20 protein-coding genes are annotated in these 21,610 nt (G+C 58.4%); 11 read left to right on the forward strand and 9 right to left on the reverse strand.

Going from position 1 to position 21,610, the window contains the following annotated elements:
- The first annotated feature begins 2 nt into the window (after positions 1-2).
- Both WFN75_RS01675 and entF read left to right on the forward strand, forming a co-directional pair.
- A complete protein-coding gene (locus WFN75_RS01675; protein WP_040076627.1) occupies positions 3-215 on the forward strand; it encodes an MbtH family protein in 213 nt (70 codons plus the stop codon).
- Entirely contained in the window at positions 212-4,078 is a 3,867-nt protein-coding gene (gene entF / locus WFN75_RS01680; protein WP_336995528.1) for an enterobactin non-ribosomal peptide synthetase EntF, read from the forward strand. The genes WFN75_RS01675 and entF overlap by 4 nt, the downstream gene beginning before the upstream one ends.
- A gap of 65 nt (positions 4,079-4,143) precedes the next feature.
- Here the strand turns inward: entF and WFN75_RS01685 are convergent, their stop codons facing one another.
- Positions 4,144-4,704, reverse strand: a complete 561-nt coding sequence (locus WFN75_RS01685) for an Ail/Lom family outer membrane beta-barrel protein (protein ID WP_336995529.1) — start codon at positions 4,702-4,704, stop codon at positions 4,144-4,146.
- Between the two features lie 488 nt (positions 4,705-5,192).
- Between WFN75_RS01685 and WFN75_RS01690 the strand changes: the two genes are divergently transcribed.
- Entirely contained in the window at positions 5,193-5,321 is a 129-nt protein-coding gene (locus WFN75_RS01690; protein ID WP_336995530.1) for a SymE family type I addiction module toxin, read from the forward strand.
- A 166-nt stretch (positions 5,322-5,487) separates the two neighbouring features.
- On the opposite strand, the gene WFN75_RS01695 is transcribed toward WFN75_RS01690, so the two are convergent.
- Both WFN75_RS01695 and WFN75_RS01700 read right to left on the reverse strand, forming a co-directional pair.
- Complete coding sequence (locus tag WFN75_RS01695; RefSeq protein WP_046884501.1) at positions 5,488-5,703, reverse strand: Imm31 family immunity protein; 216 nt, start codon at positions 5,701-5,703, stop codon at positions 5,488-5,490.
- Positions 5,704-5,710: 7 nt separating this feature from the next.
- Entirely contained in the window at positions 5,711-7,168 is a 1,458-nt protein-coding gene (locus tag WFN75_RS01700; RefSeq protein WP_336995531.1) for a polymorphic toxin type 17 domain-containing protein, read from the reverse strand.
- A gap of 33 nt (positions 7,169-7,201) precedes the next feature.
- On the opposite strand from WFN75_RS01700, the gene WFN75_RS01705 reads away from it, so the two are divergent.
- On the forward strand, positions 7,202-7,393 hold the full coding sequence (locus WFN75_RS01705) for a hypothetical protein (RefSeq protein WP_336995532.1): 192 nt from the start codon (positions 7,202-7,204) through the stop codon (positions 7,391-7,393).
- 384 nt (positions 7,394-7,777) lie between these two features.
- Here the strand turns inward: WFN75_RS01705 and WFN75_RS01710 are convergent, their stop codons facing one another.
- The 5 genes from WFN75_RS01710 to fepD form a co-directional block, all read right to left on the reverse strand.
- The gene (locus WFN75_RS01710) at positions 7,778-8,173 is read right to left on the reverse strand and encodes a DUF6911 family protein (RefSeq protein ID WP_336995533.1); all 396 of its coding nucleotides are present in this window, start codon (positions 8,171-8,173) and stop codon (positions 7,778-7,780) included.
- Between the two features lie 65 nt (positions 8,174-8,238).
- Entirely contained in the window at positions 8,239-9,033 is a 795-nt protein-coding gene (locus tag WFN75_RS01715; RefSeq protein WP_442913304.1) for a cytidine deaminase-like fold-containing protein, read from the reverse strand.
- Positions 9,034-9,174: 141 nt separating this feature from the next.
- Positions 9,175-9,975: an iron-enterobactin ABC transporter ATP-binding protein gene (gene fepC, locus WFN75_RS01720; RefSeq protein ID WP_286932971.1), complete on the reverse strand. Its 801-nt coding sequence runs from the start codon at positions 9,973-9,975 to the stop codon at positions 9,175-9,177.
- Positions 9,972-10,964 carry an iron-enterobactin ABC transporter permease gene (fepG, locus tag WFN75_RS01725; protein WP_336995534.1) on the reverse strand — a complete coding sequence of 331 codons (993 nt, stop codon included), beginning with the start codon at positions 10,962-10,964 and terminating at the stop codon, positions 9,972-9,974. Before fepG ends, fepC begins: the two co-directional genes overlap by 4 nt.
- Positions 10,961-11,965: a Fe(3+)-siderophore ABC transporter permease gene (gene fepD, locus WFN75_RS01730; protein ID WP_212476903.1), complete on the reverse strand. Its 1,005-nt coding sequence runs from the start codon at positions 11,963-11,965 to the stop codon at positions 10,961-10,963. Before fepD ends, fepG begins: the two co-directional genes overlap by 4 nt.
- A 112-nt stretch (positions 11,966-12,077) precedes the next feature.
- On the opposite strand from fepD, the gene entS reads away from it, so the two are divergent.
- Positions 12,078-13,319 (forward strand): enterobactin transporter EntS, encoded by a 1,242-nt coding sequence (gene entS / locus WFN75_RS01735; RefSeq protein WP_233801171.1) that lies wholly within the window; start codon positions 12,078-12,080, stop codon positions 13,317-13,319.
- Here the strand turns inward: entS and fepB are convergent.
- Complete coding sequence (fepB, locus tag WFN75_RS01740) at positions 13,316-14,275, reverse strand: Fe2+-enterobactin ABC transporter substrate-binding protein (protein WP_286777653.1); 960 nt, start codon at positions 14,273-14,275, stop codon at positions 13,316-13,318. The two genes, entS and fepB, sit on opposite strands and share 4 nt — an antisense overlap.
- A gap of 186 nt (positions 14,276-14,461) precedes the next feature.
- Here fepB and entC point away from each other — a divergent pair, with 186 nt between their 5' ends.
- The 6 genes from entC to cstA all read left to right on the forward strand — a co-directional run bounded on the left by entC (position 14,462) and on the right by cstA (position 21,577).
- Positions 14,462-15,637, forward strand: coding sequence for an isochorismate synthase EntC (gene entC, locus WFN75_RS01745; RefSeq protein WP_040076618.1), 1,176 nt, complete (start codon positions 14,462-14,464; stop codon positions 15,635-15,637).
- A gap of 9 nt (positions 15,638-15,646) precedes the next feature.
- On the forward strand, positions 15,647-17,257 hold the full coding sequence (gene entE, locus WFN75_RS01750) for a (2,3-dihydroxybenzoyl)adenylate synthase EntE (protein WP_336995535.1): 1,611 nt from the start codon (positions 15,647-15,649) through the stop codon (positions 17,255-17,257).
- Positions 17,258-17,267: 10 nt separating this feature from the next.
- Positions 17,268-18,122 (forward strand): isochorismatase, encoded by an 855-nt coding sequence (locus WFN75_RS01755; RefSeq protein WP_207293195.1) that lies wholly within the window; start codon positions 17,268-17,270, stop codon positions 18,120-18,122.
- Positions 18,122-18,877, forward strand: coding sequence for a 2,3-dihydro-2,3-dihydroxybenzoate dehydrogenase EntA (gene entA, locus WFN75_RS01760; protein WP_212476893.1), 756 nt, complete (start codon positions 18,122-18,124; stop codon positions 18,875-18,877). Before WFN75_RS01755 ends, entA begins: the two co-directional genes overlap by 1 nt.
- Positions 18,878-19,291 (forward strand): proofreading thioesterase EntH, encoded by a 414-nt coding sequence (gene entH / locus WFN75_RS01765; RefSeq protein WP_046884323.1) that lies wholly within the window; start codon positions 18,878-18,880, stop codon positions 19,289-19,291.
- Between the two features lie 180 nt (positions 19,292-19,471).
- Positions 19,472-21,577 carry a pyruvate/proton symporter CstA gene (cstA, locus tag WFN75_RS01770; protein ID WP_046884322.1) on the forward strand — a complete coding sequence of 702 codons (2,106 nt, stop codon included), beginning with the start codon at positions 19,472-19,474 and terminating at the stop codon, positions 21,575-21,577.
- Positions 21,578-21,610: the final 33 nt, after the last annotated feature.

The raw sequence follows: 21,610 nt of genomic DNA on the forward strand, positions 1-21,610 counted from the left end.
GTATGGAATTTACTAATCCCTTCGACAATCCGCAGGGTCAGTTCATCCTTTTGCAAAACGCACAGCAGCAGTTCAGCCTCTGGCCGCAGCAGTGCGCGTTGCCTGCGGGGTGGCAGGTGGTGAGCGAGCCGCAATCCAGCGAGGCCTGTCAGCAGTGGCTGGCGGCAAACTGGCGCACCCTGACCCCCGCCCATTTCGCTGAGGAGCAGGCATGAGCACGCGTCTTCCCCTTGTCGCGGCTCAGCCGGGTATCTGGATGGCAGAGCAGCTCTCTACCTTACCCAATGCCTGGAGCGTGGCGCACTACGTAGAACTTGAGGGTGAAATCAGCGCGCCGCTGCTGGCAAAAGCCATCGTCGCGGGCATGATGCAGGCCGATACCCTGCGCACCCGTTTTGCGGAGGATAACGGCGAGGTGTGGCAGTGGGTTGATGAGACCCTGCCGCTAGCTGAACCCCCTATTGTTGACTGCCGCAATGAAGCCGATCCGCATGCCGCCGCCATGGCGCAGATGCAGGCAGATTTACACCAAAACCTGCGAGTGGATACCGGCCAGCCGTTGGCCTGCCATCAACTGATTCAGGTGGAGGACAACCGCTGGTACTGGTATCAGCGCTATCACCATCTGGTGGTGGATGGCTTTAGCTTCCCGGCCATTACCCGGCAAATCGTCGCTATTTATCGTGCCTGGTCGAGGGGAGACGAGACCCCCGCATCGCCCTTTACCCCTTTTGCGGAGGTGGTGGAGGAGTATCAACGCTATCGGGAGAGCGATGCGTATGCCCGCGATGGTGCTTTCTGGGCTGAGCAGCGTAAACAGCTACCCCCGCCGGTGTCGCTTTCCGCTACGCCGCTGCCAGGCCGGGCCGCGACCACCGATATTCTGCGCATGAAGCTAAGCGCTGATGCCCGCGCCTTCAGTAAGTTGGCAAACGCCGGGCAGGTGCAGCGCACCGATCTTGCGCTGGCGCTGGTGGCCTTATGGCTGGGACGTCTGACCGGACGGATGGAGTATGCCGCCGGGTTTATTTTTATGCGTCGTATGGGCTCTGCGGCCCTTACCGCCACCGGCCCGGTGCTGAACGTGCTGCCGCTGGCGGTCACCCTTCAGCCTGCGGAGACACTGCCCGCACTGGCGCAGCGCTTAGCCGGACAGCTTAAAAAAATGCGTCGTCATCAGCGTTACGATGCTGAGCAGATCGTTCGTGACAGCGGGCGTACCGCCAGTGACGAAGCGCTCTTCGGCCCGGTCTTCAATGTTAAAGTCTTTGACTATCAGCTCGACCTGAACGGCGTAACGGCCACGACTCACACCCTGGCGACGGGCCCGGTAAACGATCTGGAGATGGCGCTGTTTCCGGATGAGCAGGGCGGATTGACCATTGAGATCCTCGCTAACCAGCAGCGTTACGACGAAGCGACGCTGAGCCGGCACGTAGAACGTCTGCATGCCCTGCTGGCTCAGTTCGCTGAAAATCCGGCGCTGACCTGTGGCGCGGTAGAGACCGTTTCGCCCGCCGAATATCAACAGCTGGCGCAGATCAACGATACCGCGGTGGCGCTACCCGCTACCACCCTGAGCACGCTGGTGGCAGAGCAGGCTGCCCGCACGCCCGATGCCCCGGCGCTCGCCGATGCACAGCACGAACTAAGCTACCGCCAGATGCGCGAGCAGGTGGTTGCCCTTGCCACGCTATTGCGCGAACGGGGCGTACAGCCAGGCGACAGCGTCGCGGTGGCGTTACCTCGCTCGGTATTCCTGACCCTGGCGTTACATGCCATTGTGGAGGCGGGGGCCGCCTGGCTACCGCTGGATACCGGTTATCCGGACGATCGCCTGCACATGATGCTCGAGGACGCGCAGCCCTCGTTGCTGATCACGACCGACGACCAGCGCGCGCGCTTCAGCCAGCTGGCGATACCGACTTTTAGTTACAACACACTATTACCTGCCGCGGGCAGCGAACCGCTGAACCTGTGCGCGCCGCAGCAAACTGCCTACATCATCTTCACCTCGGGCTCAACAGGACGGCCGAAAGGGGTGATGGTGGGACAGACCGCCATCGTTAACCGCCTGTTATGGATGCAGGATCACTACCCGCTGACTGCTACAGACGTCGTCGCGCAGAAAACCCCGTGCAGCTTTGATGTGTCGGTATGGGAGTTCTGGTGGCCATTTATCGCCGGAGCGAAGCTGGTGATGGCCGAGCCGGAGGCCCATCGCGATCCGCTGACTATGCAGCAGTTCTTTGCCCGGTACGGCATCACGACGACCCATTTCGTGCCTTCCATGCTGGCCGCCTTTGTGGCGACCCTGACCCCGGACAACGTGGCCTGTACCCGCAGCCTGAAGCAGGTGTTCTGTAGCGGTGAAGCGCTGCCGACCGAGCTTTGCCGCGAGTGGGAGCAGCTTACGCGCGTGCCGCTGCATAATCTGTATGGCCCGACCGAGGCGGCGGTAGATGTCAGCTGGTATCCGGCGTTTGGGCCGGAGCTGGCGGCCGTGCAGGGCAACAGCGTGCCGATTGGTTTCCCGACGTGGAATACCGGCCTGCGTATTCTGGATGCCATGATGCGTCCGGTGCCGTTTGGCGTCGCGGGCGATCTCTATCTCACCGGTATCCAGCTGGCACAGGGCTATCTGGGCCGTCCGGATCTGACGGCCAGCCGCTTTATTGCCGATCCCTTTGCCCCCGGCGAACGGATGTATCGCACCGGCGACGTGGCGCGCTGGCTGGATAACGGCGCGGTGGAGTATTTAGGGCGCAGTGACGATCAGCTAAAAATACGCGGTCAACGCATTGAGCTGGGTGAAATTGACCGGGCGATGCTGAGTCTGCCTGACGTGGCGCAGGCCGTGGCCCATGCCTGCGTCTTCAACCAGGCGGTGGCGACGGGCGGAGATGCGCGTCAGCTGGTGGGATATGTCGTATCTGAGTCCGGCCTGCCGCTGGATCGCGACGCGCTACGCGAGAGGCTGAAAGCGCAGTTACCCGCCCACATGGTGCCGGTGGTACTGCTGCAAATCAGTGAGTTGCCGCTGTCTGCCAATGGCAAGCTTGACCGCAAGGCGCTGCCGTTGCCTGCCGTGTCCAACAAAACCAGCGGTCGCGCACCGGGATCCGACACTGAAATCGCTGTTGCTCAGGCCTTCTCAATGCTGTTGGGTTGCGAAGTGAATGACATTGAGGCCGATTTCTTTGCTCTGGGTGGCCACTCGCTACTGGCGATGCGTCTGGCGGCACAGCTTAGCAATACGTTTGCCCGCAAGGTAACCCCGGGACAGGTGATGGTAGCCTCAACGGTGGGGGCGCTCAGCACGCTGCTGGCGTCGTGGAACGATGATGAAGCACAGCGAATGGGGTACGAAACCCTGTTGCCTCTGCGTAAAAGCGAGGGGCCTACGCTGTTCTGCGTCCATCCGGCTTCGGGTTTTGCCTGGCAGTTCAGCGTGCTGGCGCGCTATCTGAGCCCGCGCTGGTCGATAACGGGGATCCAATCGCCGCGGCCCGAGGGACCGATGCAGCAGGGTGACAATCTGGATGCGGTGATCGACCATCATCTGGCGACACTACAAGCCCAACAACCGCACGGGCCCTACTATTTGTTCGGTTACTCACTCGGCGGTACGCTGGCGCAAGGTATCGCCGCACGTCTGCGTCAGCAGGGCGAAGAGGTCGCTTTCCTCGGACTGCTGGATACCTGGCCACCAGAGACGCAAAACTGGGCAGAAAAAGAGGCAAACGGACTTGATCCCGAAGTGCTGGCCGAGATTGCCCGCGAGCGCGACGCCTTTATCGCCGCCCAGCAGGGGCAGGCGTCTGGCAAACTGTTTGAAGCGATAGAGGGCAACTACGCTGATGCCGTGCGCCTGCTCACCACCGCTCACAGCGCGAAGTTTGACGGCAAAGCGACGCTGTTTGTCGCCGAGCGCACACGCACGCAGGATCCGCATCAGGCATGGGCACCCTGGGTGGGAGAACTGGAGGTATACCGTCAGGATTGCGCTCACGTCGATATTATTTCGCCGCAGGCGTTTGAGACCATTGGACCGGTATTACAGAGAATTCTGGGATAATGACTCCCTTTAGCATGACTATCCCGGCCTGTGCCGGGATTTTTTTTCAGCAGGGTGGGTAGATATTAGAAGCGGTAGCCGACCGAGAGGTTAAAGCCGTTAACGGAGTAAGATTCGTAATATTTTGCTGTGGTACCTTCGTAGCCGATGCCGATAGAAAAATCATCCGTTGGGTTAAACTGTACCCCAGCGCCCCAGGCGAACTGGGTTGAGTTAACGCTTTCTTTTTCATTAAGGAAAGGACCCCGGCTACTAATCCAGGTTGTATCTTCATCAACTTTGATATAAGAAACTCCGCCCAGCGCATAAACAGATACATAGTCATTAATGCGATAAGCCGGGCCAGCCAGAAACGAATAATATTTCACTTCATCTTTAAACTTCAAAACATCACTTGTACCATCATCATCGACTTCACTGCTATCCCCGGTCAGATAGGTGAAAGAGCCCATCACGCTAAAAGGGGAGTCCCATTCATAGCGATACTGAACGTTCACGCCACGGATATCACCCAGATTTTCAAAGTCACTTTGTGCATAACCAATCGAGACAGTATGGTTATTTGCCAGCGCAGTGCCGCTCATCAGGGTACTTGCTACCAGCAGCGCCAAAGACAATTTTTTCATTGATTAACATCCTTATTTTTACTGTGAAACACGCCCGTGAATGCGGCGTAGTAATATGAAGGTTACCTTTTCGAGGCAGAAAACTTTGCCTGAAGGGCGACGCTATTTTGAAGGGGTAAAGCCCATAATTGTATTTATTTCAGTGAATTAGATGCTAAATTCAGAATCTATTTAGCCTTATGCTGTAATGGGTGTTATTGCCAGTTGATGTGATAAACGAAGGCGAGGGCTGCTTTGAATAGGTGGGCGGGCTTTGAGTGTGATGATGATATTTTGTCTTTCGAGGCGGGAAGGCGACTGCGGGGCAGCAGGCCGCTGCCGCTGAAGGAGAGGGCAATGTTACGCTCTGCTGGTTAAAAATGCTCTGTAGTATAAACGAGGGGTGACAGTATTAGCGGGGTACCAAAGCGGCATGATTTATGGCAGATTTTTATTCAGGGTGACTGGTTATATGGGCTATAACCTGGTGCGAGCGTAACGCGATCTTTTTGCGCGGCGAGTGGATCGCGCAGGCAGGATTTATCAGCGGGATGCCGATCAAGATCCGGGTGATGCCGGACTGCATCGTTATCACCGCCCAGAACACCCGCGAGTTGTGGGCTGCGCCGAAGGGCTGAACGTGACTTACGTCAACAAGAAGAAGATGGAACAGTGGATCGGGGCGTTTCCGGGAGCGCTGAACGACACCGGCGATCTGCCGGTGTATAAGCGCGGGGACAGGCATTTAGGGTGAGCCTAACGGCTGATAACATTATCCCGGCTAATGGCCGGGATCTTTTGGGGTTAGTAAAAGTCTTCTCTTTTAAAAACTATACCCGTAGGTTCCAGATCATCTTTCTCAAAATAAACCGTAGTCTCTTTCCCATGTAAGATTACAGAGTACCCATAAATAATCTCATTCTCTTCACTGATGCCAAGAACAACGCCTTTACAACCAACATATTTCTTGTGCTTTGCTTCAGGAACAACCTCAACTTCTTGGTAAAAATCAATTTTCATATATATATCACTTATGAGTAATTCTGCCATCGAGAGAAATATTCAAGTGAGAACCATCCCTTGTTGCCCAACCCAATTGCGCTTTACCTGTTCGAGATAACTGTACATCCCATTCAAACGCTTGCCCTGCTGTACGAGACGGACCTTTTACCCACTCATTACCAAATCTATCAATATATCCATTATTCGGCCCTCTCGGTAAAGGCTGCGATGCAGAGTAGCCTTCGGGTGGCACATAACGGATCTTTCCTTCATTCGGTAGTTGCACATAATTGATTCGCCCTTTGATTGACCACGGCTGTGCTGCACCTGCTGTTCCTGAAGGATTAAATGGAGGCTCTTCTACATATGATAGTTTGGCGGTGGTTCCTTTCCCTGCTGGAGTTGTAGCAGTCGATTTCCCTCCCGGCAGGGTCTTCGCCTGTGCTAAAGCCCCTGATATTGTCCCTGCAACATTCTCCAGCGCTTTCTGGTCACCATTCCAGGCCTTCACAACTGTAGTTTTAATACCTTCCCACGCATCGCCATTTACGATGCTATTCAACACTTTCGCTGCCGCCGCATCTTTTTTAGCGATATCACTTTGCGCCTGACTACAGTAGCTCCCCTCTGTTGCACAGGTTGTTAACGCTGCCACTATATCAAACGCCGTATCACCGCTCAGCATCGCGAAGTCGCCGGTTTCAGCAGCGGCATTGACCAGACCATTTGCAATCTGGGAGACGGTGTTCTCACCCAGTTGTTCCCTGATCTGTTCTTTCCACCATTCCTTACTTTCTTTCAGTGACTCGCGGCCCTTATCCCCGGCCATCGAGTTATTCTCAACCTCCACCCGCGCCGTGTTCGCCCCCACGGCAGCCAGCGACACATCCCCGCCGCCCGCAGCATACCCTACACCGGCTCCGGCGAGGGTGACAAGGTTACTTACCAGGCTTTTCTCATCCGCGGTCAGCTGGCTGACATCCTTGCCGTACAGCGCGCTGACCAGCCGTTCGGAGAGCAGGGAGGCCGTCACTGCCCCTGCGGCCCCGGCCTTCATGCCGTCTGCGCCGCTGCCGCCTGCAAGCTGGGTGAGGGCGGCCGCTACGATGCCGTGCAGTGCTGCGCGGGCAGCATCGTTTTCAACGTTTTTCACCAGTGAGGCGAGCAGGGGAGCCGCTCCCGCCGCGGCCCCGGCCTGCATGTTGCCGCCGAGCGCGCCAGCCAGCAGACCTGCCGCCGCACTGCCCTTCGTCCAGAAGGCGCTCCCCGGACCGTAGTCGGTGCTGTTGTACTCCGGCTGGCTGCGGATAACCGCCTCTCGCTGGGCGGTAGTCAGGCCATCAAGCTTCCCTTCCGATGCCAGCTTCGCTTCCAGTGCGGCATTGGACTCTGCCGCCTGCTTCTGGGCGTATTTGCTGTAGGCATCCAGTACCGTGGTACCCAGGGCTGCGGCTTCGCTCTGTACCGCGAGGTCATCCTTCACCTTCTGAATATCCCCGCGGATATCCACGCCGTCGTGCGTGTTCTCCGTATCCCGGCTGAGCCCGGCAATGTCCTGCGTCTGGCCTTCCGGGTTGCGCAGGATAATCTCCCCGTCGCTGATGGCGGAGCGGGTGGTGCCGCGGCCTTCGCTGCCGGCATGCCCATGCTACCGCCCTGCCAGATAAACGCTCCACATTATCAACACCATAAAGAAAAAGAGGGGTAACATCATTAGCTAATGCACTAAGGCTGCCTGGTTCAGGGCAAAAATGTTGTCAGAGTTACTAACATAAAGGACTCAGCCTGTTGCGAGTAGAAAGCGAATTATTGTGCGCCAAATGGATAGCGCAGGGGGGATTTACCAGCGGGATGATGATCACAATCCGGTGGATGCCGGACTGTGTCGTTATCACCGCCTGGAACTCCTGTGAACTGTACGGTTGTGCCGAGGGCCGGAGCGTGGCTTACGTCAACAAGAAGAGTGGATCGGGACGTTTCCGGGGGCCGAACGACACCGGCGATCCGCCGGTGTACAGGCGCGGGGATGGGCATTGTGGGTAACGGCTGATAGGACGATCCCGACCAGATCATTCTGGCCGGGATTTATATGTTAATTCAGAAGATCCATTGATACATTGCCAGTTTCGAAGAACTCTTTGAATATACTGACAACAAGGGAAAAGTCTTTTGTTAGCTGGCATTCAGGCCAATAATTACCGAGAACAATAATTTTGTTATTGCCCTTTGACGTATCCCAGTATGAACGAACATCTGAGCTATTTTCCGAGTATTCCAACAGAGTGATTAGATAGAAGCCATTTTCTGTTGAAACATCTATATTTACAGGGCCAATATCAGATTCAGGGAGGATAACGAGTCTCATCGATCCCTGCTTATCCTTTAATTTTTCCAATAATTCTTCAACGTCAGTCCATTCGGGCCTACGTACTCTAGTAAAAGAGCTTCTACCTGATAGATAAAACTCTGCTTCCAATTCAGTTTTCATTAATTCTATTTCCTGATGAATTTTTTCATACCGGCTTCCCAGTATAGAAAATCACCATTTCTTTCTTAATATATTGTCAGTGATTTAAGACCTGATTTATCGGCCATTTTTACTATATCAGTGCTGCAATAAGAACCAACACGCTCGCCACTCACCGACATCAACATATTTTTGCCTTTAGTCATCCCTTTATCAAAGGCTTGCTGGATCATACCGATCTCAGCGTGAGCAGTCCCCATATTTGCGTTAGGCAGACTCCTTTTAGGCCGTTTGTCAAGTTTAGTCTGTATAACATCGTTTATCAGAGTTGGCTTATTATCGCGCAGATCCAGCAGGTTGCCCTCACGGGCAGGGAAGGCGCTGTAAAGCTGGATATAAGTGCTACTTTCCGGCGTCAGGGTGACGTGGCGGATATCGCCAGGCACTACCCTGAGCGCCAGTGTACCCTGACGTAAATCCTGCGCAGGCGCCAGCACCCGGGTGGTGATCCAGCCGTGATCAACCAGCCGATTTTGTAGGGCGCTCATCAGCATGTTCACCCCTTTACCGCCGAGGCACCTCCCTTGCGCCTGATTCGCAATGCGCTGCAGCGGCAGCCAGTGGGGCAGGGCCTCTTGCCCGCTGAGCGTGACGCGCGCAATGAGGAAGCAGGGGGTTTCCGTGGAAAAAATAAGCTGGCTGGAACGATCGTCGCTACCGGAGAGGCGCACGTCCGGAGTGGGTGGGGTGAGCTGTTGTTCAAGCGCCTTCTGACGCTGTTGCTGGATGATAAACTGATTGTCAGACTCAGCGGCAAAGAGCGGCTGGCCGAGCGTAAGGCAGGCAAACGCCGCACATATCCCTTGTAGCGCACGAGGCATCATAAGCATTCCATGCTGTGATTGAAAAAGAAGCAGTCAGGTCAGGAATGTTAATGTTTTTGCCGGGCAGATAAAGGGGCGTAATTCTTAAAAAGCAGTTAAATCTGAAAGATAGGGCGGGTGAGTACGAAAGCGGACGGCCTAAGCCGCCCCTTTTCCTAATGGAACCACCAGCGGCGTCCCGGCTACCGGATCGTCAATAATCATGCAGCGCATGCCGTAGATCTGTTCGATCAGATCCGGCGTTACGATCGCTTTCGGTGCGCCTTCCGCCACGATCTTCCCGTCGCGCAGGGCAATCAGGTGGGTGGCATAGCGGCAGGCCTGATTAAGATCGTGTAATACCGCCGCCAGCGTATAGCCCTGAGTGCGGTTCAGCTCACTCAGCAGCTCCAGCAGATCAATTTGATGGCTGATATCGAGCCAGGTGGTCGGTTCGTCCAGCAGCATGATGGCGGTCTCTTGCGCCAGCACCATGGCAATCCACGCCCGCTGTCGTTGTCCACCAGAAAGGGTATCCACGCTTTGAGCGGCCAGATCGGTGATGCCCGTGGCCTGCATTGCGCGGGTTACCGCGGCTTCATCCTCTTTACGCCAGCGAGTAAACAGCGGCTGATGTGGGTAACGGCCACGCGCCACCAGCTCCTGTACGGTGATATCTCCCGGGGTGGTGGCGTTCTGCGCCAGCAGACCAATACGGCGAGCCACCTCTTTGCTGGCGTAGCGCTGGATCTGCTCGCCGTCGAGATACACGTTCCCGGCCAGCGGCGTCATCAGGCGGCTCAGGGTGCGCAGCAGGGTCGATTTCCCGCAGCCGTTGGGGCCGATAATCGCCGTAAAGTGCCCGTCGGGAATGGAGACATTCAGATCCTGCGCCACGGTTTTTTTGCCATAGCCAAGGGTAAGATTTTCGCCGCGCAAGCGGGTGGGTATTGTGCTCATTTCTTGCGTGACTCCTGAACAAGCAAGACGATGAGATAGATACCGCCAAGACTGACGGTAACTACCCCGACCGGAAGTTGATAAGGCATAAACAGATGCTGGGCACAGAGATCGGCTGCCAGAAGCAGCAGCGAACCGCAAAGCGCGGCCTGGGTTAAGCCCCAGCGCGCGGTGCCGCTCAGACGGCGGGCGATATGCGGTGCGACCAGCGCAATGAATGAAATCGGCCCGGCGATGGCGGTGGCGGCTGCCGTCAGCACCACCGCCACCAGCATCAGCATTAAGCGCGAACGCTCCACGCCCACGCCGAGGGCACAGGCGCTGTCATCGCCCATCTCCAGCAATCGCATACGCTTCACCAGCAGCCAGGCACACAGCAGCATCAGGCCGATAATGGGGGTGGCAGGCAAGGTTTTCGCCCACGTCAGGCCATTTAGCGAACCCGCGTTCCACAGCCCGGCGGAGAGGGAGGTTTCCAGCGAAGCACGCAGCAAAAGCCAGGTATTGAAAGCCATCAGCATAGCCCGAACGCCAATGCCGATAATAATAAGACGGAAGGTTTCGATCCCGTTACGCCATGCCAGGGTCCAGACCACCAGCGAGGTCAGGATCCCGCCCAGCATCGCCGCCAGGGCTATCGCCGTCAGATGCTGACCAAAGAGCACCATGGCCACCAGCACGCCGCTCCAGGCCCCGGTGTTGAAGCCCATCACATCCGGGCTGCCTAATGGGTTACGCAGCAACGACTGGAATATGGCACCGCTGACGCCAAGGGCTGCGCCCACCAGTATCGCCATCATCACGCGCGGCAGGCGCCACTCGGTGACCACCAGGGTGACGTTGCGCGGCGCGCTGCCAAGCAGGGCATCGATGACCTGATGTATATCGAGGGTAACGGCGCCGCTGCACAGGCTCCAGAGGGCCACCAGCAGACTGGCGGCGATCAGCAGGAAACAGCTCAGCAGTAAACGTGGTGACGGGGTGTTCACAGGCCACCTCCGCGTTTACGTCGTACCAGGAAAATAAGCACCGGCGCGCCGATAAAGGCGCTGACCACCGAGACCCGCAGCTCGCCCGGCACCAGCAGACGGCCAATAACGTCGGCATACAGCAGCAGGGCAGGGGTGGCGAGCAGCGTGACCGGCAACGACCAACGGTGATCGGCCCCCACCAGCCAGCGTGCCATGTGCGGCATCATCAGGCCAATAAAGGCAATGGGGCCAACGACCGCCGTCGCGCTGCCGCACAGGACGGTGATGGCCAGCAGGCCGATAAGTTGAGTGCGTGCCACCCGGCTGCCCAGCGCGGTGGCCGTGTCTGCGCCCAGGCTAAGACTGTTCAGGGCCCGGCTTAACATCAGTGCCACCACGGCGGCGATGATCACCGGTAACGTCACCACTTTAAGCGTCTGCAGGGTGCGGATATCCAGCGAGCCCGCCTGCCAGAAACGCAGCTGATCCCACACGTCCGGATTGAGCAGGGCGATGCCGTTGGATAAGCCTTCCAGCACGGCGCCCAGCGCCACTCCCGCCAGGGTTAAGCGCACCGGGCTGAGCTGCCCGCCCCCCTGACTGCCGGTAAAGGCCACCAGCAACGAGGCCGCCAGCGCGCCGCAAAAGGCCATCATCAGTTGTTCTACGGGGGAGGAGAATCCAAACAGCGCGGCGCCCAGCACGATGGCAAAACTGGCCCCGGAATTCACCCCCAGGATGCCGGGGTCGGCCAGCGGATTACGGGTCAGGGTCTGCATGAGGGCACCGGCCAGCCCCAGCGCCGCACCGGCCAGCAGGCCAGCAAGGGTACGGGGCAGGCGGGCATCCAGCACAATAGTACAGTCCGCGCTTTGACAGGTACCGGACAGGGCATCGACAATCACGGCGGCGGGCAAAGGTTTTGCGCCAACCAGCAGGCTGAGTGCAGCGGCAATAATTAACAGGAGCAACAAACCGGGCACGGCAAGGGCACGCCCGGTAGAAGGTGAAAACGACATAGCAACGTCCATGACTTGATAATGATAGTAATTATCGTTATCTATCTTATTTGGCTATGTTAGCATGTGCGGCCATGGAATTGGTAAAAAAAGAAACCATTAAGGCGTTGTAATGACCCAAAAATCCTGGCTGCTCAACCTCAGCCTGCTGAAGACTCACCCGGCGTATCGCGCCGTCTTTATCGCCCGCTTTATCTCTATTTTGTCCCTTGGCCTGCTGGGCGTTGCCGTGCCGGTACAGATCCAGGCTATGACGCACTCCAGCTGGCTGGTAGGGCTCTCGGTCACGCTGACCGGCGGGGCGATGTTTATCGGCCTGATGGTGGGCGGGGTACTGGCCGACCGCTTTGAGCGAAAAAAACTGATTCTGCTGGCGCGGGGAACCTGCGGCGTCGGCTTCGTCGGGCTGTGTCTGAACGCGCTGCTGCCGGAGCCGTCGTTGATTGCCATCTATGCGCTCGGACTCTGGGACGGCTTCTTTGCCTCTTTAGGGGTGACGGCACTGCTGGCAGCAACGCCAGCGCTGGTGGGGCGTGAAAACCTGATGCAGGCGGGGGCGATCACCATGCTCACCGTGCGTCTGGGCTCCGTGATTTCGCCGATGGTGGGCGGCTTGTTGCTGGCTACCGGTAACGTGGCCTGGAACTACGGCCTGGCGGCGGCAGGCACCTTTATCACCACGCTGACCTTACTGCGTTTACCGCTGCTCCCGCCGCCCCCTCAGCAGCGTGAGCATCCGCTGAAATCCCTGCTGGCGGCGATTCGCTTCCTCTTTACCAATCCGCTGATTGGCGGCATTGCCCTGCTGGGCGGGCTGCTGACCATGGCCAGCGCAGTGCGCGTGCTCTATCCGGCGCTGGCGGGTGAGTGGCAGATGAGTGCCTCGCAGATTGGCCTGCTCTATGCGGCGATCCCCCTCGGCGCGGCGATCGGCGCGCTCACCAGCGGCAACCTGGCCCAGAGTGCGCGCCCGGGGTTAATCATGCTGGTGGCGACCTTCGTGTCGTTTATTGCCATCGCGCTCTTTAGCCTGATGCCTGTCTGGGCGCTGGGTGTGGTCTGCCTGGCGCTGTTTGGCTGGCTGAGTGCGGTGAGCTCTCTGCTGCAATACACGCTGATTCAGACCCAGACGCCGGAAAATATGCTCGGACGGATTAACGGCCTGTGGACGGCGCAGAACGTGACCGGCGATGCCATCGGCGCGGCTATTCTGGGCGGCCTGGGCGCAATCATGACGCCGGTGGCCTCAGCCAGCAGCAGTGGATGTGTGCTGGCGATAGTGGGGGCGATTTTACTGGTAGGACTGGTGAAGCTGCGCCGGTTCAGAAACGAACCGGCCGCCTCGCAGGTTTAATGAAACAGCGACTGCAATCGGGTTAACACCCGCATCGCACTGTAGTAATCCAGGCGGAAGGTCTCGGTTCCCAGCGCCCAGACGCGTTTGTTCTGCACCGCGGGCAGGTGGGCCAGTAGCGGGTTGGCATAAATCGCGTCGACGTCTTTTTGATCCCCGGCGAACAGGAACAGCCCTTCGCCGTTCAGACCCGTCGCCAGATTTTCACCACCCAGTTGAATAATGTCATGGCGTTTACCCTGGCTTTGGGAGGTGGATAGCCCGGCGGGCAGCGTGGCCAGGCTAAAGCCCAGCTGTTGCAACAGTTGCCCCTGCGCAGAATCGGCAGTCCAGAGGTTCGCGCTGTGTGCCGCCGCAGTGTAGACCAGCGCATTTACCGGCTGCGGTGGCAGTTTCATCTGCTGCTTAACCTGGGCCAGCTGTTTATCGAACTCATGGATACGCTCCGCAGCCTGCTTTTCCTGACCGGTGATCGTGCCCAACTGCGTCAGCAGCGTCTGCCAGCTTTTATCGTCGTAATTGATCACAAGCGTAGGCGCAATGGCCGACAGCTGATCGTAAAGGGCCAGGGCCGAGTCGCCGCCGGTGGCGCTGATCAGAATCAGATCGGGCATCTGGGCAGCCACCGCTTCGGCGCTCGCCTCACCAATATAGAGACGTGTGAGTTTGCGCTGTTTGGCAATGTCACCCCACTGGCGCAAAAAGCCCTGGTCGTCTGCCACGCGGTTGTTCGGCGTGGTTGCCCCGCTGGCTACCACCGGCGCGTCGATTGCCAGCAGAGAGCCGGTAAGGGTCACGCTGGTCGAGACGATGCGCATGGGTTTGCTTTCAAGGGTGTGCGTGCCGTGGCTGTCGGTCACCTGACGGGGCCAGTCGGCGGCGGTGGCTGAGGTTACTCCTAAAACGAAAATGGCGCCCAGGAGCAGGGCATGACGGCAAACGGCGGGGAATTTCACAAAGCGGCATCCTGTATTTGCTGAGGTTAATGCTTCTCATTTTCATGAAAGCGTCACGGGGATGCAAGCGATAGTCGCACAAGATGCGCTGTCTGCGGTTGACACCCTTGCGATGAGCGATTAGGTTAGCCACCAAAATATAAATGATAATAATTCTTACTGCTTTTATCATTTCAGGAGGATGATATGGATACGTCATTGGCCGAGGAAGTCCAACAGAACCCGGCCACGCTGCAATCAGACAGTTTCTTCTTTATGTCGCCTTATCGCAGCTTTACCACGTCCGGCTGTTTTGCCCGCTTCAACGAACCCGCTGAAAATGGCGAACATCTCTCGAGCGCTTTCCAGCAAAAACTGGCGCAGGCCTTTGCGCAGGCGAAAGCCAGCGGCATCGCGAACCCCATCATGGTAGGCGCGATCCCCTTTGATACCCGTAAACCCTCTTCACTGTTTATTCCGCAACGCTGGCAGAGCTTTGCCCGTCCGGCACGTCAGCAGGCTGCGCGCTATGCCAGCCCAACGCAGACGCTGACCGTCGCCCAGCGCAGCGAGATCCCCGGCCAGCCGGTGTTCGAAGAGATGGTTGCCCGTGCCGCCGCGCTGACCGCGACGCCTCGCGTCAACAAGGTGGTGCTGTCGCGACTGATTGATATCGTCACCGAGGAGCAGATCGACAGCGGCGCGCTGCTGGAGCGTCTGATTGCGCAGAACCCGGCGAGCTTTAACTTCCACGTCCCCCTGGAAGATGGCGGCGTACTGTTGGGTGCCAGCCCTGAATTGTTACTGCGCAAAGAGGGCAGCCATTTCAGCTCCCTGCCGCTGGCGGGATCGGCGCGTCGTCAGCCCGATGACATGCTCGACCGCGAAGCGGGTAACAAGCTGCTGGCCTCTCAGAAAGACCGTCACGAGCACGACCTGGTGACCCAGGCGATGAAAAGCGTCCTGGAAACCCGTAGCCATCAGCTGACCATGCCCGCCTCGCCGCAATTGATCACCACCCCAACACTATGGCACCTGGCAACGCCGGTAGAGGGCGAGGCGCGTGCCGATGAAAACGCCCTGACGCTGGCCTGTTTACTGCACCCGACGCCGGCGCTGAGTGGCTTCCCACATCTGGCCGCGAAAGCCCTGATTGCCGAACTGGAGCCCTTCGACCGCGAGCTGTTTGGCGGCATTGTTGGCTGGTGCGACAGCGAAGGCAACGGCGAGTGGGTGGTCACTATCCGCTGCGCACGCCTGCAGGCGAACACCGTGCGACTGTTCGCCGGCGCGGGCATTGTGCCGGCCTCCTCTCCGGTCGGTGAATGGCGCGAAACCGGCGTCAAACTCTCCACCATGCTGAACGTTTTTGGTTTGCACTAAGGAACAATCATGACCATTCCCTTTACCCGTTGGCCTGAGGATTTTGCCCGGCGCTATCGCGAAAAAGGTTACTGGCAGGATCTGCCGCTGACTGACATTCTGACCCGCCACGCCAGCAGCGACGCGACGGCCATCATCGACGGTGACCGCCAGTACAGCTATCGCCAGTTCCACCAGGCGGTGAACAATCTGGCCGCTTCGCTACAGGCGCAGGGCATCAAGCGCGGTGAGACGGCGCTGGTACAACTGGGCAACGTGGCCGAGTTCTACATCACTTTCTTTGCGCTGCTGCAGTTGGGCGTGGCGCCGGTTAATGCGCTTTTCAGCCATCAGCGCAGCGAGCTTAATGCCTACGCCAGCCAGATCGAACCGGTGGTGCTGATTGCCGATCGCGGGCATGCCCTGTTTACCGGCGATGATTTCCTTAACACCTTCGTCGATGAGCACCGTTCGGTGCGCGTAGTCATGCTGCGTGGTGATAACGGTGAACACGCGCTGGAGACGGCGATGACCCGCCAGGATCCTCACTTTATCGCCTCGCCGACCCCGGCCGATGAGGTGGCTTTCTTCCAGCTATCGGGCGGCAGTACCGGTACGCCGAAGCTGATCCCCCGCACCCATAACGACTACTACTACAGCATTCTGCGCAGCAACGAGATTTGCGCTATCACTGCCGACACACGCTATCTGAACGCGCTGCCTGCCGCCCATAACTTTGCGATGAGCTCGCCGGGTTCGCTGGGAGTGTTTATGGCGGGCGGTTGTGTCGCGCTGGCGCACGATCCCAGCGCCACCCACTGCTTCCCGCTGATTGCTCAGCATCAGCTGAACATGGCCTCGCTGGTGCCGCCGGCGGTTAGCCTGTGGTTACAGGCCATTGCCGATGGGGCAGATAAAAGCCAGCTCGCCTCTCTCACGCTGTTGCAGGTTGGCGGCGCACGGCTCTCTGCGACCCTCGCCGCACGCATTCCTGCTGAGATCGGCTGCCAGCTGCAGCAGGTATTTGGTATGGCGGAAGGGCTGGTGAATTACACCGCGCTCGACGACGCGCCGGAGAAGATCATGAATACCCAGGGCCGCCCGATGTGTCCGGACGACGAAGTCTGGGTGGCCGATGAAAACGGCAATCCGCTGCCGCGTGGGGAAGTGGGGCGCCTGATGACCCGCGGGCCCTATACCTTCCGTGGCTATTACAAAAGCCCGGAACACAACGCCAGCGCCTTCGATGCCAACGGTTTTTACTGTTCCGGCGACCTGATCGCAATCGACGAGCAGGGCTATATCACCGTTCAGGGGCGTGAGAAAGATCAGATCAACCGCGGCGGCGAAAAGATTGCCGCAGAAGAGATTGAGAACCTGCTATTACGCCACGAGGCGGTGATCCATGCGGCACTGGTCAGCATGGAAGATAGCCTGCTGGGCGAGAAGAGCTGCGCGTATCTGGTGGTGAAACAGCCCTTGCGTGCCGTAGAGGTTCGCCGCTTCCTGCGTGAACAGGGCGTCGCAGAATTTAAGCTGCCGGATCGCGTCGAGAGCGTGGATGCGCTGCCGCTGACGCCGGTGGGAAAAGTAGACAAGAAACAGTTGCGCCTGTGGCTGGCTGAACGCGCCCAGGGCTGAGGAACAGAAGATGGCCATTCCAAAATTAACCGCTTACGCGCTGCCGACCGTGGCAGATCTGCCTGATAACAAAGTGAACTGGGCGTTTGAACCCGAACGCGCCGCGCTGCTAATCCATGATATGCAGGAGTATTTCCTCAATTTCTGGGGCGAAAACAGCGCGATGATGCAGCAGGTCGTGGCAAATATTGCTCGCCTTCGTGACTTCTGCAAAGCCCACAACATTCCGGTCTATTACACCGCCCAGCCGAAAGAGCAGAGCGATGAAGACCGTGCCCTGCTGAACGATATGTGGGGGCCGGGGCTGACCCGCTCCCCGGAGCAACAGCGCATTGTGGCCGGGCTGACGCCGGACGAAGCGGATACCGTGCTGGTCAAGTGGCGTTATAGCGCCTTCCATCGCTCCCCGCTGGAGCAGATGTTGAAAGATACTGGCCGTAACCAACTGATCATTACCGGTGTCTATGCGCACATTGGCTGCATGACCACCGCCACCGACGCTTTCATGCGAGACATTAAGCCTTTCTTCGTCGCCGATGCGCTGGCTGACTTTACCCGTGACGAGCACCTGATGTCACTTAAGTACGTGGCGGGTCGCTCCGGCCGCGTGGTGATGACCGATGAACTGCTGCCCTCTATTCCGGCATCAAAGGCAGCGCTGCGCGAAGTGATCCTGCCGCTGCTGGACGAATCCGACGAGCCGATGGATGACGAAAACCTGATCGATTACGGCCTCGATTCCGTACGCATGATGGCGCTGGCTGCCCGCTGGCGCAAAGTACACAGTGATATCGACTTCGTGATGCTGGCGAAAAATCCGACCCTCGACGCCTGGTGGGCGCTGCTCTCCCGCGAGGTGAAGTAATGGCCGGATTCGATTTTACCGGCAAAACCGTCTGGGTGACGGGGGCGGGTAAGGGGATTGGCTATGCGACGGCGCTGGCCTTCGTTGAGGCGGGGGCGAACGTAACCGGCTTTGACCTGGCGTTTCCGGCGCAGGATTACCCCTTTGCCACTGAAGTGCTGAACGTGGCGGATGCCGCCCAGGTGAGCACGGTCTGTGCTCCCCTCCTTGCCGCTCAGAACCGCCTTGATGTGCTGGTCAACGCGGCCGGTATTCTGCGCATGGGGGCCACCGATGCCCTCACGCAAGAGGCGTGGCAAGAGACGTTCGCGGTGAACGTCGGCGGTGCGTTTAACCTGTTTCAGCAGACGATGGGCCAGTTTCGTCGTCAGCAGGGTGGGGCGATAGTCACCGTGGCTTCGGATGCGGCACATACCCCCCGTATCGGCATGAGCGCCTATGGTGCCTCGAAAGCGGCGTTAAAAAGCCTGGCGCTGACCGTCGGGCTGGAGCTGGCGAGCAGCGGCGTGCGGTGTAATCTGGTCTCACCGGGGTCAACGGACACCGATATGCAGCGCACCCTTTGGGTGAGCGATGATGCCGAGCAGCAGCGCATCCGCGGCTTTGGCGAGCAGTTTAAGCTGGGTATTCCGCTGGGCAAAATCGCCCGTCCGCAGGAGATTGCCAGCACCGTATTATTCCTGGCCTCCGATGCCGCCAGCCATATCACCCTGCAGGATATTGTGGTGGATGGCGGTTCAACCCTGGGGGCCTGAATGATCTGGAAACGTCACTTATCACTCGACGCGCTGAATGCCACCAGCCAGAACACGATGGTGGCCCACCTCGGCATCCTCTATACCCGCATCGGTGATGAGACGCTGGAAGCTGAAATGCCGGTAGATACCCGCACCCATCAACCCTTTGGTTTGCTGCACGGTGGGGCATCGGCTGCGCTGGCGGAGACGCTTGGCTCAATGGCCGGCTATCTGATGACCCGTGATGGGCAGAGCGTGGTGGGTACTGAGCTTAATGCCACGCATCACCGGGCAGTGTCGCAGGGTAAGGTGCGCGGCGTGTGCCAGCCGTTACATCTGGGGCGCACCAGCCAGAGCTGGGAGATTGTGGTCTATGACGAGCAGGGGCGGCGTTGCTGCACCTGTCGGCTAAGCACCATGGTGCTGGGATAATTGTTGCCCCCTTATCCTACGGGTGAGGGGGGCTGCTGCACCCGAAAGTGATCGGGTTAACAATGTGTTGTAAATACCTGGTTTTACCCCCCATTTCTACGTTTCAAAGTTGTTAAAAATGTCCCTGTGATCTAGAAACAAAATGTAACACCTCCTGTTTCACGCTAACGGACATCAACTATGAACAACTCAGGGAAATACCTCGTCTGGGCCATGCTCTCCGTAGTGGGAGCATTCGCGCTGGGCTACATCGCCCTCAACCGTGGTGAACAGATAAATGCGCTGTGGATTGTAGTTGCCTCAGTCTGTATCTATCTGATTGCTTATCGCTTTTATGGCAAGTTTATCGCCCGCAATGTGCTCTCAGTAGACAGCACGCGCATGACGCCTGCGGTGCGGCACAACGACGGTCTGGACTATGTGCCAACCGACAAAAAAGTGTTGTTTGGTCACCACTTTGCCGCTATCGCCGGGGCGGGGCCGCTGGTGGGGCCGGTACTGGCCGCACAGATGGGGTATTTACCTGGCATGATCTGGATCCTCGCCGGCGTGGTACTGGCCGGTGCGGTGCAGGATTTTATGGTGCTCTTCGTCTCCACCCGTCGCGACGGACGCTCGCTCGGTGAGCTGGTTAAAGAGGAGATGGGGGCCACCGCCGGGGTGATCGCGTTGATCGCCACCTTTATGATCATGGTGATCATTCTGGCGGTGCTGGCAATGATCGTGGTGAAAGCCTTAACCCACAGCCCGTGGGGAACGTATACCGTCGCCTTCACCATCCCGCTGGCGCTGTTTATGGGGATCTATATTCGCTATCTGCGTCCTGGACGTATTGGCGAAGTGTCGATCATCGGTCTGTTCTTCCTGGTGTTCGCCATTATCTCTGGTGGCTGGGTGGCGGAGAGCCCGACCTGGGCACCGTACTTTGACTTTACCGGCGTACAGCTGACCTGGATGCTGGTGGGCTACGGTTTCGTGGCGGCGGTACTGCCGGTGTGGCTGCTGCTGGCGCCGCGCGATTATCTCTCGACCTTCCTGAAAATCGGCACCATCGTTGGGCTGGCGATTGGCATTCTGATTATGCGCCCGACCCTGACCATGCCAGCGCTCACCAAGTTTATCGATGGCACCGGCCCGGTATGGACGGGTAACCTCTTCCCGTTCCTGTTTATCACTATCGCCTGCGGGGCGGTGTCGGGGTTCCATGCCCTGATCGCCTCCGGTACCACACCGAAGATGCTGGCCAATGAGAACCAGGCCTGCTTTATCGGCTACGGTGGGATGCTGATGGAGTCCTTCGTGGCGATTATGGCCCTGGTCTCTGCCTGCATTATCGATCCCGGCGTCTACTTCGCGATGAATAGCCCGATGGCGGTGCTGGCCCCGGCCGGTACGGCAGACGTGGTAGCCTCTGCGGCGCAGGTGGTAAGCGGCTGGGGCTTTGCGATCACGCCAGAAACCTTAACCCATATCGCTAATGAAGTAGGGGAGCAGTCCATCATCTCCCGCGCGGGCGGGGCACCGACCCTGGCGGTGGGGATGGCTTACATCCTGCACGGTGCGCTGGGTGGGCTGATGGATGTGTCGTTCTGGTATCACTTCGCCATTCTCTTTGAAGCGCTGTTTATTCTGACGGCGGTGGACGCGGGTACCCGTGCGGCACGCTTTATGCTGCAGGATCTGCTGGGGGTGATCTCACCCGGCCTGAAGCGCACCGATTCGCTGCCGGCGAACCTGCTGGCTACGGCGCTGTGCGTACTGGCGTGGGGCTACTTCCTGCATCAGGGGGTGGTGGATCCGCTCGGCGGCATTAACACGCTGTGGCCGCTGTTCGGTATCGCTAACCAGATGCTGGCGGGGATGGCGCTGATGCTTTGCGCAGTCGTCCTGTTTAAGATGAAACGTCAGCGTTACGCCTGGGTCGCGCTGGTGCCGACCGCCTGGCTGCTGATTTGTACCCTGACCGCCGGCTGGCAGAAAGCCTTCAGCCCGGATACGAAGATCGGTTTCCTGGCGATTGCCAATAAGTTCCAGGCAATGATCGACAGTGGTAATATTCCTGCTCAGTACACCCAGTCGCAGCTGTCACAGCTGGTGTTTAATAATCGTCTGGATGCCGGGCTGACCATCTTCTTTATGGTGGTCGTGGTCGTTCTGGCGTGGTTCTCTCTGAAGACCGCCCTGGCGGCGCTGAAGGTGGATACCCCAACGGCAAAAGAGACGCCGTATGAGCCGATGCCTGAAAACCTGGATGAGATCGTCACCCAGGCAAAAGGGGCGCATTAAACGAACCTCCCCCTCTCTCCGCCGGGGAGAGGG

Source organism: Leclercia sp. UBA7405 (genome assembly GCF_037152215.1).
GTDB classification, from domain to species: domain Bacteria; phylum Pseudomonadota; class Gammaproteobacteria; order Enterobacterales; family Enterobacteriaceae; genus Enterobacter; species Enterobacter pneumoniae.

Coding starts and splice junctions, on each gene's coding strand:
- WFN75_RS01675 (WP_040076627.1), top strand. CDS start 3: ATGGAATTTACTAATCCCTTCGACAATCCGCAGGGTCAGTTCATCCTT.
- entF (WP_336995528.1), top strand. CDS start 212: ATGAGCACGCGTCTTCCCCTTGTCGCGGCTCAGCCGGGTATCTGGATG.
- WFN75_RS01685 (WP_336995529.1), bottom strand. CDS start 4,704: ATGAAAAAATTGTCTTTGGCGCTGCTGGTAGCAAGTACCCTGATGAGC.
- WFN75_RS01695 (WP_046884501.1), bottom strand. CDS start 5,703: ATGAAAATTGATTTTTACCAAGAAGTTGAGGTTGTTCCTGAAGCAAAG.
- WFN75_RS01710 (WP_336995533.1), bottom strand. CDS start 8,173: ATGAAAACTGAATTGGAAGCAGAGTTTTATCTATCAGGTAGAAGCTCT.
- WFN75_RS01715 (WP_442913304.1), bottom strand. CDS start 9,033: ATGCCTCGTGCGCTACAAGGGATATGTGCGGCGTTTGCCTGCCTTACG.
- fepC (WP_286932971.1), bottom strand. CDS start 9,975: ATGAGCACAATACCCACCCGCTTGCGCGGCGAAAATCTTACCCTTGGC.
- fepD (WP_212476903.1), bottom strand. CDS start 11,965: ATGTCGTTTTCACCTTCTACCGGGCGTGCCCTTGCCGTGCCCGGTTTG.
- entS (WP_233801171.1), top strand. CDS start 12,078: ATGACCCAAAAATCCTGGCTGCTCAACCTCAGCCTGCTGAAGACTCAC.
- entC (WP_040076618.1), top strand. CDS start 14,462: ATGGATACGTCATTGGCCGAGGAAGTCCAACAGAACCCGGCCACGCTG.
- entE (WP_336995535.1), top strand. CDS start 15,647: ATGACCATTCCCTTTACCCGTTGGCCTGAGGATTTTGCCCGGCGCTAT.
- WFN75_RS01755 (WP_207293195.1), top strand. CDS start 17,268: ATGGCCATTCCAAAATTAACCGCTTACGCGCTGCCGACCGTGGCAGAT.
- entA (WP_212476893.1), top strand. CDS start 18,122: ATGGCCGGATTCGATTTTACCGGCAAAACCGTCTGGGTGACGGGGGCG.
- entH (WP_046884323.1), top strand. CDS start 18,878: ATGATCTGGAAACGTCACTTATCACTCGACGCGCTGAATGCCACCAGC.
- cstA (WP_046884322.1), top strand. CDS start 19,472: ATGAACAACTCAGGGAAATACCTCGTCTGGGCCATGCTCTCCGTAGTG.